The sequence below is a fragment of the Klebsiella sp. Shm-1 genome (assembly GCF_040804525.1).
GTDB lineage: Bacteria > Pseudomonadota > Gammaproteobacteria > Enterobacterales > Enterobacteriaceae > Klebsiella > Klebsiella pneumoniae.
Genome location: NZ_CP161823.1, coordinates 1168108 through 1181586 on the forward strand (window position 1 = coordinate 1168108; position 13479 = coordinate 1181586).

Sequence of the window (13479 nt, forward strand, 5' to 3'; positions counted from 1 at the left end):
TGCAGGCTAGGCGGGCAGATCCTCCTGGACCGGCTTCCTGCGGGTCACCAGTTTCCGTAGCGTCACGTAAAACACCGGCGTCAGGAACAGACCGAAGAGCGTCACGCCCAGCATCCCGGAGAACACCGTGATCCCGGTGACGCCGCGGACTTCCGCCCCCGCGCCGTGGCCGAGGATCAGCGGAATGGTCCCGGCGATAAAGGCGATGGAGGTCATCACGATCGGGCGCAGACGCAGGCGGCATGCCTCCAGGGCGGCTTCCATGATGCCTTTCCCCTGGATCTCCAGCTCGCGGGCAAACTCGACGATCAGAATGGCATTTTTACAGGCCAGGCCCATCAGGACCACCAGACCCACCTGCACGAAGACGTTGTTATCGCCCCCGGTCAGCCAGACGCCAAACAGCGCGGAGAGCATCGTCATCGGTACGATAAGGATCACCGCCAGCGGCAATGTCCAGCTTTCATACAGCGCGGCCAGCACGAGGAACGCCAGCAGCACCGCCACCGGGAAGACGATCAGCGCCGTGTTGCCCTGGGTGGCCTGCTGGAAGCTGAGATCCGTCCACTCAATATTCATCCCATTCGGCAGGATCTGCTTCGACAGCTCCTCCAGATGCGTCATCGCCTGTGAAGAAGAGAGGACCCGCGGATCGGCATCGCCAATCAGGTCCGCCGCCGGATAACCGTTGTAGCGGATCACCGGATCCGGCCCGTAGGTGGTACTGATATTCACCATACTGCCGATCGGTACCATTTCGCCCTGATTATTGCGGGTGCGCAGATTGGCGATATCTTCCACGCTCTCGCGGTATGGCCCATCGGCCTGGGCCATCACGCGCCAGGTACGCCCGAACTGGTTAAAGTCATTGACATAAGACGAGCCGAGATAGGTCTGCAGCGTACCGAATAGCTCGGTTAGCGATACCCCCTGCGCTTTCGCCTTATCGCGATCGACCTGCACGTCCAGCTGCGGCACGTTAGCCTGGTAAGTCGAGATCGGGAAGTGCATCCCCGGCGTCTGCATAATCGCCCCGGACATCGCATTCACCGCGCTTTGCAGCGCGCCATAGCCCAGCCCTCCGCGATCCTGGATGTACAGGGAGTAGCCGGAACCCTGACCCAGTCCTAAAATCGGCGGCGGCAGGATGGAGAAGCCAAAGCCCTGCTGGATTTGCGCGATTTTGGCGTTAATCTCCGCGTTAATTTCCGCCGCCGTGTGTTTGCGCTGGTCGAACGGTTTCAGGCCAAAAAAGACCGTCCCGGTATTCGGCGTGTTGGTGAACTGCAGCGCGTTAAGCCCCGGGAAAGCGACCGCATAGTCGACCCCTTCGGTATTCATCCCGATCTCGCTCATTTTGCGGATCACCGCGTCGGTGCGCGCCAGCGACGACCCTTCCGGCATCTTCACGCCGCCAATGAGATACAGCTTATCCTGGGTGGGAATAAACCCGCCGGGGACGACTTTAAACATTACCCCAGCGGCGCAGAGCAGCAGCAGATACACCGCAAACACCGCGCCACGGCGTCCGAGGGTTTTGCTCACCAGCCCCTGATAGCCGTTCGAGCTGCGCAGGAAAAAGCGGTTAAACGGACGGAAAATCCAGCCAAACAGGCGATCGATCAGCCGGGTAGGGAGGTCTTTCTTCGCGCCGTGAGGCTTTAACAGCAGGGCCGCCAGCGCCGGGGAGAGCGTCAGCGAGTTGATGGCCGAGATCACCGTCGAGATGGCGATGGTCACCGCGAACTGTTTGTAGAACTGTCCGGTGACCCCGGAGAGAAACGCCATCGGCACGAACACCGCGCACAGCACCAGCGCAATGGCGATAATCGGCCCGGAGACCTCACGCATCGCCTGATGCGCCGCGGCAAGCGGCGCAAGCCCCTCTTCGATATTACGCTCGACGTTCTCCACCACCACGATGGCGTCGTCCACCACGATACCGATAGCCAGTACCAGCCCGAACAGGCTCAGGGTATTCAACGAGAAGCCCAGCAGATAGAGAATGCTGAAGGTACCCACCACCGATACCGGCACCGCGATCAGCGGGATAATCGACGCGCGCCAGGTCTGCAGGAACAGGATCACTACCAGCACCACCAGCACTACCGCCTCCAGCAGCGTCTGCACGACCGCGCGGATGGAGTCGCGGACGAAAACCGTCGGGTCGTACGGCGCCGCCCATTGCATATCTTCCGGGAAGCGGGTGGCCAGCTCGGCCATTTTGGCGCGTACCGCGTTCGACAGATCGATGGCGTTAGCGCCGGGGGACTGGAAGATACCGATCCCGACCGCATCCTTATTGTTGAGCTGGGAGCGCAGCGCATAGCTACCGGAACCCATCTCGATGCGCGCCACGTCGCGCAGGCGGACCAGCGAGCCGTCCTGCGCCGTTTTCAGAATGATATTGCCAAACTCTTCTTCGGTATGCAGACGGCCCTGGGCGTTAATGGAGATCAGGAAATCGCTCTCCTGCGGCAGCGGCTCGGCGCCAAGCTGTCCGGCAGACACCTGGACGTTTTGCTCCTGCATCGCCGTCACCACATCCGAAGCCGTCAGACCGCGGGCCGCGACCTTATTGGGATCCAGCCAGACGCGCATCGCATATTCACCGGAGCCAAAAATCTGGATCTGGCCGACGCCGGGCAGGCGCGCCAGCTCATCCTTCACTTTCAGCGTGGCGTAGTTGCGCATATACAGCGAGTCGTACTTCCCGTTTGGCGAAAACAGATGCACCACCAGGGTCAGCGTCGGAGACTGCTTCTGGGTGGTGATCCCCAGACGGCGTACATCCTCCGGCAGACGCGCTTCGGCCTGCGCGACGCGGTTCTGCACCTGAACCTGCGCCTGATCCGGGTCGGTACCCGGGCGGAAGGTGACGGTGGTGACCAGCACGCCGTCGGAGCCGGCGACCGATTTCATGTACATCATGTTTTCAACGCCGTTGATCGCTTCCTCCAGCGGCGTCGCCACGGTCTCGGCAATCACTTTCGGGTTGGCGCCGGGATACTCCGCGCGCACCTGGACGCTCGGCGGGACGACATCCGGATATTCGCTCACCGGCAGCAGTGGGATAGCGATTAACCCGGTGATAAAAATTAAAATCGACAGCACCGCGGCGAAAATCGGCCTGTCGATAAAAAAGCGGGAAAAGTCCATGTCTTGGATTCTCTGATTAGGGATCAGTTAAGGGTGGCGCTGGAGGTCATGGCAACGGTTTTGGCGTTAACCGGCATACCCGGCATAAACACTTTTTGTAAGCCGTCGACGATGACGCTATCCCCAGGATTCAACCCCTTCTGAACGATGCGTAAACCGTCTGCCAGCCGCCCTGGGGTAATGTCGCGGCGCTGTGCTTTACCATCTTTATCAACGATATAGACGTATTTACGATCCTGATCGGTCAGTACCGCTTTGTCGTCGATCAGCGTGGCTTTGAACTCTGCGCTGCCCGGCAGACGCACGCGGGCAAACAGCCCCGGTGTGAACAGACGCTGCGAGTTATCCAGCAGCGCACGCATGCGGATGGTGCCGGTACTCGGCGTTAACTGATTATCGAGAAAATCCACTTTGCCCTGGTGGGGGTAACCCTCCTCGCCAACCAGGCCAATCTCCACCGGGAGCGCCTGATTATCGCTGGACGCGCCTTGCCCGCGGCGGGCGAGGTTTTGATAGTGGAGGTAGGTTGACTCGTCGACGTCAAAGTAGACGTACACCGTCTTCTGCGAGACCAGGGTGGTGAGCACGCTGGCGGTGTCGCCCGCGGTGACCAGGTTACCGCTGGTGATCAGCGCCCGGCTGGCGCGGCCGTCAATAGGGGCGGTCACTTTGGTGAAGTCGAGGTTAAGCTGCGCGGCATCCACCGCCGCCTGCGCGGCGCGAATGTCGGCCTGCGCCTGAACCGCGGCTGACCGGCGCTGCTCCCACTCTTCACGGGAGACGAGGTTGGTATGGACTAATTTATCGGTGCGGTTCGCCTCGCTTTGCGCGAGGCTGGCCTGCGTTTTGGCTCTTGCCAACGCCGCCTGCGCCTGCTCCAGCGCGGCGCGATAGGTTCTGTCATCTATCGTGAACAGCACCTGGCCCTTTTTCACCTCCTGGCCGTCGGTGTAATTCACTTTATCAATGTATCCCGAGACGCGAGGGCGAAGCTGAACGCTCTCCACCGCTTCAATGCGACCGTTAAAACTATCCCACTGACTGATCGACTTCACCAGCACCTTAGCGGCGCTGACCGTCGGGGCGGGAGGCGCAGCATTCTGCGCGACGCTGTCGTCGCAGCCGACGAGCAGAAAGGAGAGCATCATCGCGCCGAGCGCGGTCAGGTGAATGTTTCCCCAGGTTTTTTGCAGGCTCATTATTTTTATTCCGGTAAATGTAGCCGCCGGGCAAGACGCAGCGTGAGAAGCCGCGCCACTTCCTTTGTCCGGGCTGGCTTAAGGCCATTTGTGTCGATCATCGCCACAAAACTGTAACAATTTCGAATACACTATCGCGGCGATTGTAGGAAGGCGCTTAACTAAGTGCAAGAATAATTGTTGCACTTTATGTGCGGTCCAGGGGGAGATTAAAAAACCGCGATCCCGGCGTGGATTTAAATGTAACAATAAAACTTGCATTTTGTGTAAAAACAGGCCACCTTTAAATGCAACTGACAAAGATGCTTTTAACCGGCCGCGAGGGGGTAACATGATGAACACTGGCGCCATCATTCAGGATCTGATCGACTGGATCGACAACCATCTTGATAGCCGTCTGGATATTGACACCGTTGCCCGACGAGCCGGCTATTCGAAGTGGCACCTGCAGCGGATCTTCAAAGAACATACCGGGCAGCCCCTCGGAGAATATATTCGGGCGAAAAAGCTGCAAAAGTCGATCGAACGCTTGGCCCACAGCAACGAGCCGATCCTGAACGTGGCGATTGCCCTCGGCTTTGACTCCCAGCAGTCCTTCAACCGCAGCTTCAAGCGCCAGTACGGCCAGGCGCCCGGCGTCTGGCGCCGGAGTATCAGCCGCTCTGTTGCGCAGACATCTCGTCAGCGATCCGCATGACCGGGGAGGGTCAGTCCTGACCCGGCCCATGATCGAATTTGCTGCCTTTGCCGATGGCATAGAACTGCCCGCCTGCGACATAGTGAACGGTCCGTAGCTCGTCCGGCGCATCATCAAAGATCCAGTGTCCGTTGCGGAATACCCGGTCATCGCTCCAGGCGGCGACGATATCGCCCATAAACAGATTGTGTTGCTGCTGAATGTCCGGGTAGGGCATCACTTTGCACACCAGCCAGCCCGCACAGCCTGCCACAAGAGGAAGATCAAATTCCGGCTGATAAAAGAAGGGGATGGTGTCATTTTTATCCGGCGCGTCGGCATAGCTGCGCCCGCCAGCGTAGAGGACGGTTGCCATCTGGCTGACTACGGGGATCTGCACCACGAAATAGCCGCTCTTTTCCACCAGCTGACGAGTGAAAGCCTGGGTGCCAATATAGGCCACCACTTTTCGCTCGCCTGCCAGCCCAACCCAGGCGGCTGACATGACATTTTCGACGCCATCATATTTTGCGGAAATCATGGTGGTGGACCCGACCTGCAATAAACGATAGGCCTTACTTATTTCGACAGGCTGAACGGACATGGTTTTTCCTTTGTGCATGCTATTTAACGTAATGATTATCTGGATATTTATTGAGGGCATGTTCATTTTCGGGCCCTCTTTCGTAATCCACCGTGCAACGATACGCCAGGCGATTAAGTGTAAAAAGGTGCGTAAATTGTTTTCATTATTCATAATCCACGAATAATCATGCCGTCTGTCGGTAAGCTGCTCGCTACAGGAGAGAAAGAAGGTGGATCGTATTCAGGCTATGCAGATGTTTATGCGCGTCGCGGAGGCAGGAAGCTTCGTGCGTGCCGCGGAAACCCTTTCCCTGCCGGCCTCCACTGTCACCAGTACCATTAAAAACCTTGAGAAATACCTGAAGGTGCGGCTGCTGAACCGGACCACAAGGCGGGTGAGCCTTACCCCGGAAGGGATGCAGTATCTGGCGCAGTGCCGGGAAATTCTCGCCCTCATCGAACATAGTGAATCCACCCTGAGCGAGTCTGTCGCGCGGCCTCAGGGGCGCCTGCGGGTTGATATGCCCGCGGGCATCGCGCATTTCATCGTCATGCCGCATCTGCCGGACTTTTACCGGCGCTATCCCGATATCTACCTGATGATCGGCGTCAGCGATCGCCAGGTCGATCTCATTCAGGAAGGCGTCGACTGCGTGATACGAACGGGAGAGCTGAACAACTCCAGCCTGGTGGCCCGCCCTCTGGGCCGCTTTCGCTGGGTCACCTGCGCGTCACCGGACTATCTCAGGGAATATGGTGTGCCGCCGTCACCGGAGGCGCTCTCTCAGCACCGGGCTGTGCATTATTTCTCCGGTCAGGCGAGGCGGGCCGATGAGTTCCGCTTCGTTCGCCATGGCGAGACCTTTTCTGTACCCGTCAGCGGCAACGCCGCGGTGAATGAAACGGGGCTCTATATAAAAATGTGCCTGGCAGGATTTGGGCTGGCGCAGCTGGCGGAGAATATCGTTGCTGACCACCTGCAGGAGGGGAGACTGGTGGAAGTGCTGACGGACTGGCAGCCGCCCCCGGTACCCGTCACATTGCTCTATCCGCACCAGCGCTTTCTCTCTCCCGCCGTGCGGGCGTTTGCTGAGTGGATGAGCGAGGTGGTTTGAGGGGAGTATTGCTTGCATTTAGCGCTTCGCGATGGAGGGTAGGGTTCCAGCAGAAATATCTGGTCTGCTGATGAATCGCTCGATATTCTGTAATGCTTTGTCTTTTTTGTGAACAGGAAAAAGTATGCTTAATACGCTACCCGATTTACACAGAAGTTTTGCAGAGCAACTGAAGCTTAAATTACAGTCTGATTCGCGGATCCACTCCCTTCTCGCCGGCGGCTCGTTTATCCATGGCGGGTTTGATCAATACTCCGATCTGGATTTCGTGGTGGTGATCGACCCTCTCTATTATGACGAAATCATGGCTCAGCGTATGGCGTTCGCCGGAACGCTCGGCCATCTGCTACATGCTTTCACCGGGGAACACGTCGGTGAGCCTCGCCTGCTGATCTGCCTGTTTGGCCCGGAACTTCTGCATGTCGATCTGAAATTTATCACCCTGGACATGCTCACTCAGCGCGTTGAGGAGCCTGCCGTGCTATTTACCCGTGATAACGATGCTCTCAAGCGACAGCTGGCAAAATTTAGCGCGCACTGGCCGAACATGACGCCGGAGTGGTTTGAGTCCCGGGCCTGGATCTGGCTGCATTATGCCGTGGTTAAACTGGGCAGGGGGGAACTCTTCGAAGCGCTGGGGATGCTGTCTTTCTTCCGGGAACAAGTGCTGGGACCGATGCTGTTTCGTCGCGCCAATCTACCGCAACGCGGCGTTCGTCGAATAGAAGCCCTCGGCATTGATCCCGATGGCCTGCTGACTTCCACTCTGGCAACACACGATCGTCACTCCGTCGGGATTGCCATTCGAAGGGCTGCTGACGCTTATGTCAATCTGCGGGCTGATGCGCTGCCTGACAATATCGCAGACGATGCGGCGCGTCGGGCGGTCCTTGCCATGCTGGACGCGTATTCTCACAAGGGGTAAATCTATCCCTCCGGCCGCGGACGCGGCCGGAGGGTGAAAGGGTTGTGCGAGTGTCGTGGGAGGTCTAATTCTGAGAGGGGGGGCTAGCGGGGTATCGGTAACGTGAAAATACCAGAGCTTTTCGTTGTGCCTATCAATAGGCCTAAAAGGTTCGGATTTAATGAGTTTTCTTTGGACTGCGCGGGACAAATTGAGGGCACAAAAAAGCCCGCAGGGCTTGCGCCGTGCGGGCTTTCAGGACTTCATCGGATGACTCTGGTAATCACCGATGGAGAATTTTGGTGGAGCTGGCGGAGTCTGATGTTAGCCATTAATTTACTGTATTTAATCAGGTTTTAATGAAATTTATTTTTACCGTATACCTAAGCGTATACCAATTTAGCTTTGTAGGAACATAACTACAGCTTTGCTGGTATGAGGAATCTCATCCCAACAAGGTTTTTTTCGAGTCGATAGCACAGGAGAGATGTTGTTAAGGAGAAACTGCAAATTTACTTTACTATTCGTCACGATTAGCGTTCTTAGCTTTCTCCCATTCAATGCCTAGTCCTTTAAACTTTTGTGCAAATGGAATGACTATGAGTGCAACACTAGCTCCTAATAAGGCCATTCTCTCAGTCGTCAAAAAATGAAATTTAATATCAGCAATCACAATTAGAAATAAGACTGCAGCAAGAAACCAGGAAACTCGTTGAAAAGTATCCATAGTTTCATTTTTTTTCTGCCGGATATCATTTTTCCTAACCGCCGATTCTTCCGCAGTAAGGGCTCGGAAAGTTGGGAAAAGATTGAAGTCAGATTTAACTAAATCACCTGCCTCACTCAATGAGTAAAGTGCAAATGGCAATGGATTATTTGGAATGGATGATACAGCCACCAAGAATAGTGGGATTTTTTTATTGCCAATTGCATGTCTGTATTTTTTTAATTGATTAAGAACTTCTTCGTTATTTATAAGCCTGTCTGCCTTTATTTCAATAATGGCAAGATATTCTTTCTTTTCTGGATCTATAATTGCAAAGTCTGGTCTGTATGTCCTACTGCCATCATTGGCAAAAAATGCTGGTTCGTATAATATTGAATCTTTGGTGTATCCTAAAGATAATAAGTGCTCAGAGAACTTTTTTTCCGCCTCTGAATGGTATTTAATGTCCATCACAGTCCCTTTATGCTTTGCTAAGCAAGGTTTTTATATAAAATTGATTCCAAAGAGTCAATAACTTAACTAAAAAATACAGCCATTTCAATAAGTAAAGAGATTTTTTTTGCAAGACAATGTTTTTAGACTTTTGATGAGATAACTGCAAAAATGTTTTTGTATTTAAGTGATTATTTCAATAACAACTAATCACATTTTTCTGTGAACTCGAATTGATTACACTTACCATTATTTGAATCAGTGCGTTAAGCGTTCTCAGCCGAGGCACTACTCACAGCTCATTAATGATTAACTTCCCGTATTGCATCTTGGCGCGATGAACCCCAGAGGTAGGAAAAAATTTTTTTATGGAAAACTGTTCACTCGATATTATTTTTCATTTAATTCAGTTAGATACAAGGTGAAGAGTCCGTGAACAGTGAACACTTTACTGTTCAATCTCGGGAGTTAAAGGTAAAAAAAGACCGGCTGATGCCGGTCCGAGTAGGTTATATTGCTGTTCTTTCGTTGCACCGGGGCAGCCAGTCTGCGTTGCTTTCATCTCTGAGTGCGAGATTAGTCTGCATCCTCTGATTCGTTCGCCGCTTGCCGTAATTCAGGCCGTACTCTTTCAGCATCGATGACAGTCCTTTGCCGAACATGGTGAGACTGAGCGTATTCTTGTAGCCGTGCGCCTCCATATAGACCAGATAGGCGTGGTACAGATACAGGCGCGGCTGTCGCGGGACAATATTCGCATTCCCCATATACATCCCGTCAGGTTCGGGCAGCTCCTCAAGGTAGCCGCAAAAATCAAACGTCGGATCGGCATCGCGCTTGATGCTCAGTGCCTCGTCTGAGTTCTGCTGTGACTGGAGCAGCGTGCGGGCGGTCATCGGGTCACGGAAGCGCTGCATCAGCTGGCGCACAATCACGGCCAGCTCGCGTGCGATTTTGTCCCTGAGCTGCGGATCGCGTTCCTCCGGGGCGATTTGCTCCGGGAAGTGGATTATCACCCGGCGACGGGATACGCCTCCGCTGCGGTTGGTGAAGCGCATCGGGTTATTGTTCACGGCCAGAATTACCGCCGGGATATAGGCCGAATAGGCGTCGCGGTATTTCGGGTCAACCGACACAGCATCACCGCCGGTGATGGCTTTGAGCCCCGCGCCGTCCCCGCTCCATTTATCCTGGTCAGGCAGGCGTATCAGTGGGAAGCCAATCAGCGCCGCGCGTTCGCGTGGTGACTCCAGCGTCTCGATGGTCGCAGACGTGGCGTTGTCTTCCCCGGCGAGCAGGGTCGCAATTTCAGCCAGAATACTTTTTCCGCTCCCGCCGGTTCCGGTCACATCAAGAAAGAGCTGCCAGTCGTAGCGGTTCGCCAGTACCATAAACAGCGCGGCGAGTATTACATCACGCTTGTCAGCGTTGCCGCTGGTCCCACGGTCGAGCCAGCGCCAGAAGTTTGGCGCGTGGGTTTCCAGCGTTTCGCCCTCCACCGGAGGGGTAAAGTCCACGTCGCACAGCGTACGCAGCCAGTGTGATTTGCTGTGTGGGCTGAATACGCCGGTGAGGGTATCGAGTACGCCATTGCGAAAACCAATCATACGGCGCGCGGGCGGCCTGCTGGGAAATAATCAGTTTCAGGGTCTCCACCACTGAGGCAATTTTCCCTGACGAGAACGGGGCACGCAGTCGCCGGAACAACCCGGCCATGTCGCGGGCAAAATCCGATGGCGGAATAATTTTCCATATCCCGGCCTCATAGCGGGACAGGAGCTGGCCGTTCGCGTCCACGGCCAGCGCTTCGTCGTAATGTTCATGCACCCGCATTGCCTTTTCGCTGGTGCTCATGGCGGTAAATTCCGCCTCACTCATGGTAGTGAAAGGACTGTCAGGCGGAGGCCGTATGGCGTCATAAATCGCTTTCCGCGTGGCCTCTTCGCCGTGCTGCATAAACGCATCATTCCAGTCGCCGAACAGGCAGAGCAACAACGCCCTCACAGGCGTCTGCGGCCGCAGCGGCTTTACTCCGGCCGTTTCCGTTAAGGTCGCGGTCGGCTGCAAGCACAATCTGACATGCCGGGTGCTTTTGTCGGGCAAGGCTCGCAAGAGAAAGGAGGCTCACTGAGGACAGCGCCACTATGACGGTTTCGCCGGTCAGGTGATGCACGGTGAGCGCGGTCGCATAGCCCTCCGCAATCCACAGACGTTTTCCGGTCTGCTTTTGCCCTTCGATGGTGTGACATGCCCCTTTAACCTGACCTGCTTTCAGGGTGCGTTTAGACTGTCAGCATTGATAAGCTAAAGATTAACCAGTGCGCCGGTATCGTCATACAGCGGGACAACCACATCACCGGCGCGGAACATCACGCCGCCGCTTTGCGGTCGGCCTCGGTTTCGGCCTCTACGGCCGCAATAATCTCCGGGGCAACCGGCGGCAGGTTGCCGGTTACGGCGTTCACCTTCCCGGCAGCTTCTGACGGGGTCACGCCAAACACTTTCTCTACCAGCTTAAGCCCGTCACCTGCGCCACACTGATTGCAGAACCACCTCCCGCGCCCCTCTTTATCGTCAAAGCTAAAACTGTCAGAGCCGCCGCATACCGGACAAGCCTGATGCCGGTTTTTAATGACCTTCACGCCCAGCGCCGGGAGTATGTGCGGCCAGTGGCCGCGAGCCTGTTTTACGGTTTCCGTTATGTTCATTTTCATCGTTGTTTTCTCCCTCAGTGCAGTACTGGTGCGGTGATATGGCGGGCGCAGAGTTCATCCATCACTGCGAGCCCGAGAAAGGACAGCGACGGTGCGGCTTTCAGTGGTCCGGCTTCCATTAAATCTTCTAGTAACGCACAGGCAATCTGACGGCCTTGATATAAAAAAATGGGAGATTAATCAGGCCGCCGGTCGCTATATCCGTTCACATGAGGAAGTACAGTGCATCAGCATTCGTAACCGGCTTCATGATTTTATGCAGCAGAACGGCGCAGAGTTGGCCGCCGCACTGGCACCAGAACTGATGGGGGTTAAGAACCAGCCCGCGATGATAAAAAACCGCGCACTTAACCGTTCAATGGCATATCTACGTGAAGCCCTTTCCGTCTGGCTGGCCGCAGGAAATGACATTGGTTATTCAGCACCGGATAACGACATTTTAACGGCCATCGGATACAGGCCTGATGCGCCTTCGAGGGATGATAATCGTGAAAGATTTACCCCTGCACAGAACACGATTTACACCCGCCGACGCGCCGAGCTGGCCGCGCAGTAGGCCGTAAAAAATTACCTGTAAATCCCGTCATTTTTCCCGAATTAAGCCATGTATCCAAAAGGTGCATGGTTTTGCATGTGTTTTCCCGCCCCTGTACTCCCGACCAGCGCCAGTTGCGGTGCGAACTGAGCCCACCTTTGCCCTGCATTAAAAGTACCCCCTTAAGCGGGCAGGCGTGGCGGGGAGAGCATTGCGCGCTAACATTAAAAGCATTATTAGAAATTGATGATCTTACAATCACAAATGATGTAGGCTTATGACGCTTGGTATACATATAAATTAAGCTGGTTCGAAATCAAAGCATAACGTTGAGGGATTAGAACATGCGTAATAAAGAATACCCCCACGGTTTGGTCATAGCCGTTCATCCATATCCGAGATATATAAATAGTGATTGGATTCTGCATGAGTACATCAGCGAATATAAGGAGCCCTTTAAATGGAAAAGAAGGAAAGAGATACTTGAACAGTTTGATTATGGATTGGTGTTTAATACTTATGAAGAAGCATTGAATGCTGCCGAGGTAATAAATAATTTCATAAAGGAAAAAGTTAGTGAGCTTGAAATTAGTCAAGAGGTCAAAGATTCGTATTTTTTAAAGGCAGAAAAAGCAATAATTTCTAGGCAAAGGCTTCAAAATGAAGAATATTTAATGCTTTCTGAAGCTTTAAATATTACTTCGTCACTGTCAAGGCCCAAAGAAGATGAAGTGATTTTAAAATTAAATGCTTATCAACGCGCTAGTATATCTATCAAAGATGAACTGCTACAAGAGATTAATATTAACCCGCTGATTGAAATTGCTCATTTGAAAGAAAATAGAATGGTTATTGGAAAACATGCAAACGGAGATTGGGGTAGGTATCTCTATTACAATGAACTGACCACTAAAGTTGCATTTAGAGAGAAGATATCAAGAGCGTTTGGATTTTCAGGTCGAGATCACTGGGGCAGAGTAAAGTCAGAAATTAGAATACGGTTATTACCACGTGCAAATGAACTATTACAGCTTTCCAGTGTAAAAAGGATGCTTGCAGATGCTCATGCAAAGGGTCATAAGGTATTAATGGCGGGTGGGTATGTATTTTGGTATGAAGAAACTGGCGATGTTGGATGGATTGTTAAAGCGACTAATAGTAGTGATTCACTTAAAAGCGGTGAAAGTATCTGGCACGAAGGAACTATTATATCGAAAAATCATGGGAGAATCGTTGTTTTCCCATATATAAAAGTGAATGGTGAAAAAGTCCAAGGGCATACGAAAAATGCTCCTCATGACGGAAAGGCTAAGCCACGACATCCAAGTGAATATGTTGAATTACCATTCCTTGTACTTGAAGACGATTTGATGGTTGGTCTTTTTGGTGAGCTTAAATATGAGTGAGGGTATTGAGGCCATATGTACTTGGCC

General features: G+C 53.7%; 8 protein-coding genes and 3 pseudogenes. 5 read left to right on the forward strand and 6 right to left on the reverse strand.

Translation table 11 applies throughout. The annotated features are described in order from the left end of the window. Window positions 1-6 precede the first annotated feature (6 nt). Window positions 7-3159 (reverse strand): multidrug efflux RND transporter permease subunit OqxB19, encoded by a 3153-nt coding sequence (locus tag AB1E37_RS05785; RefSeq protein WP_004149399.1) that lies wholly within the window; start codon window positions 3157-3159, stop codon window positions 7-9. 23 nt (window positions 3160-3182) lie between these two features. Beyond that, entirely contained in the window at window positions 3183-4358 is a 1176-nt protein-coding gene (gene oqxA, locus AB1E37_RS05790; RefSeq protein WP_002914189.1) for a multidrug efflux RND transporter periplasmic adaptor subunit OqxA, read from the reverse strand. Window positions 4359-4692: 334 nt separating this feature from the next. On the opposite strand from oqxA, the gene AB1E37_RS05795 reads away from it, so the two are divergent. After that, complete coding sequence (locus AB1E37_RS05795; RefSeq protein ID WP_002914181.1) at window positions 4693-5055, forward strand: helix-turn-helix domain-containing protein; 363 nt, start codon at window positions 4693-4695, stop codon at window positions 5053-5055. 10 nt (window positions 5056-5065) lie between these two features. On the opposite strand, the gene AB1E37_RS05800 is transcribed toward AB1E37_RS05795, so the two are convergent. Further along, a complete protein-coding gene (locus tag AB1E37_RS05800) occupies window positions 5066-5638 on the reverse strand; it encodes a flavin reductase family protein (protein ID WP_004174789.1) in 573 nt (190 codons plus the stop codon). Between the two features lie 211 nt (window positions 5639-5849). On the opposite strand from AB1E37_RS05800, the gene AB1E37_RS05805 reads away from it, so the two are divergent. Together AB1E37_RS05805 and AB1E37_RS05810 are read left to right on the forward strand one after the other, a co-directional pair. Next, a complete protein-coding gene (locus AB1E37_RS05805; protein ID WP_002914178.1) occupies window positions 5850-6734 on the forward strand; it encodes a LysR family transcriptional regulator in 885 nt (294 codons plus the stop codon). 124 nt (window positions 6735-6858) lie between these two features. Beyond that, on the forward strand, window positions 6859-7659 hold the full coding sequence (locus AB1E37_RS05810; RefSeq protein ID WP_004180956.1) for a hypothetical protein: 801 nt from the start codon (window positions 6859-6861) through the stop codon (window positions 7657-7659). A gap of 499 nt (window positions 7660-8158) precedes the next feature. Here the strand turns inward: AB1E37_RS05810 and AB1E37_RS05815 are convergent, their stop codons facing one another. From AB1E37_RS05815 to AB1E37_RS05825, 3 genes and pseudogenes are all read right to left on the reverse strand, one after another. Continuing rightward, complete coding sequence (locus AB1E37_RS05815) at window positions 8159-8815, reverse strand: type I restriction enzyme HsdR N-terminal domain-containing protein (RefSeq protein WP_032448022.1); 657 nt, start codon at window positions 8813-8815, stop codon at window positions 8159-8161. A 491-nt stretch (window positions 8816-9306) separates the two neighbouring features. Then, window positions 9307-11511, reverse strand: a pseudogene (locus AB1E37_RS05820) (primase-helicase zinc-binding domain-containing protein). A 14-nt stretch (window positions 11512-11525) separates the two neighbouring features. Continuing rightward, window positions 11526-11669, reverse strand: a pseudogene (locus tag AB1E37_RS05825) (DUF5375 family protein); the annotation flags it as partial. Between AB1E37_RS05825 and AB1E37_RS05830 the strand changes: the two are divergent. Next, window positions 11666-12067: pseudogene (locus tag AB1E37_RS05830) on the forward strand (phage polarity suppression protein); the annotation flags it as partial. The pseudogenes AB1E37_RS05825 and AB1E37_RS05830 overlap by 4 nt on opposite strands. 323 nt (window positions 12068-12390) lie before the next feature. Continuing rightward, window positions 12391-13452, forward strand: coding sequence for a hypothetical protein (locus tag AB1E37_RS05835; protein WP_004899963.1), 1062 nt, complete (start codon window positions 12391-12393; stop codon window positions 13450-13452). Window positions 13453-13479 lie beyond the last annotated feature (27 nt).

Excerpts from the sequence above, each read along its gene's own strand:
- AB1E37_RS05785 (WP_004149399.1), bottom strand. The coding sequence starts at position 3,159 with ATGGACTTTTCCCGCTTTTTTATCGACAGGCCGATTTTCGCCGCGGTG.
- oqxA (WP_002914189.1), bottom strand. The coding sequence starts at position 4,358 with ATGAGCCTGCAAAAAACCTGGGGAAACATTCACCTGACCGCGCTCGGC.
- AB1E37_RS05795 (WP_002914181.1), top strand. The coding sequence starts at position 4,693 with ATGAACACTGGCGCCATCATTCAGGATCTGATCGACTGGATCGACAAC.
- AB1E37_RS05800 (WP_004174789.1), bottom strand. The coding sequence starts at position 5,638 with ATGTCCGTTCAGCCTGTCGAAATAAGTAAGGCCTATCGTTTATTGCAG.
- AB1E37_RS05810 (WP_004180956.1), top strand. The coding sequence starts at position 6,859 with ATGCTTAATACGCTACCCGATTTACACAGAAGTTTTGCAGAGCAACTG.
- AB1E37_RS05815 (WP_032448022.1), bottom strand. The coding sequence starts at position 8,815 with ATGGACATTAAATACCATTCAGAGGCGGAAAAAAAGTTCTCTGAGCAC.
- AB1E37_RS05835 (WP_004899963.1), top strand. The coding sequence starts at position 12,391 with ATGCGTAATAAAGAATACCCCCACGGTTTGGTCATAGCCGTTCATCCA.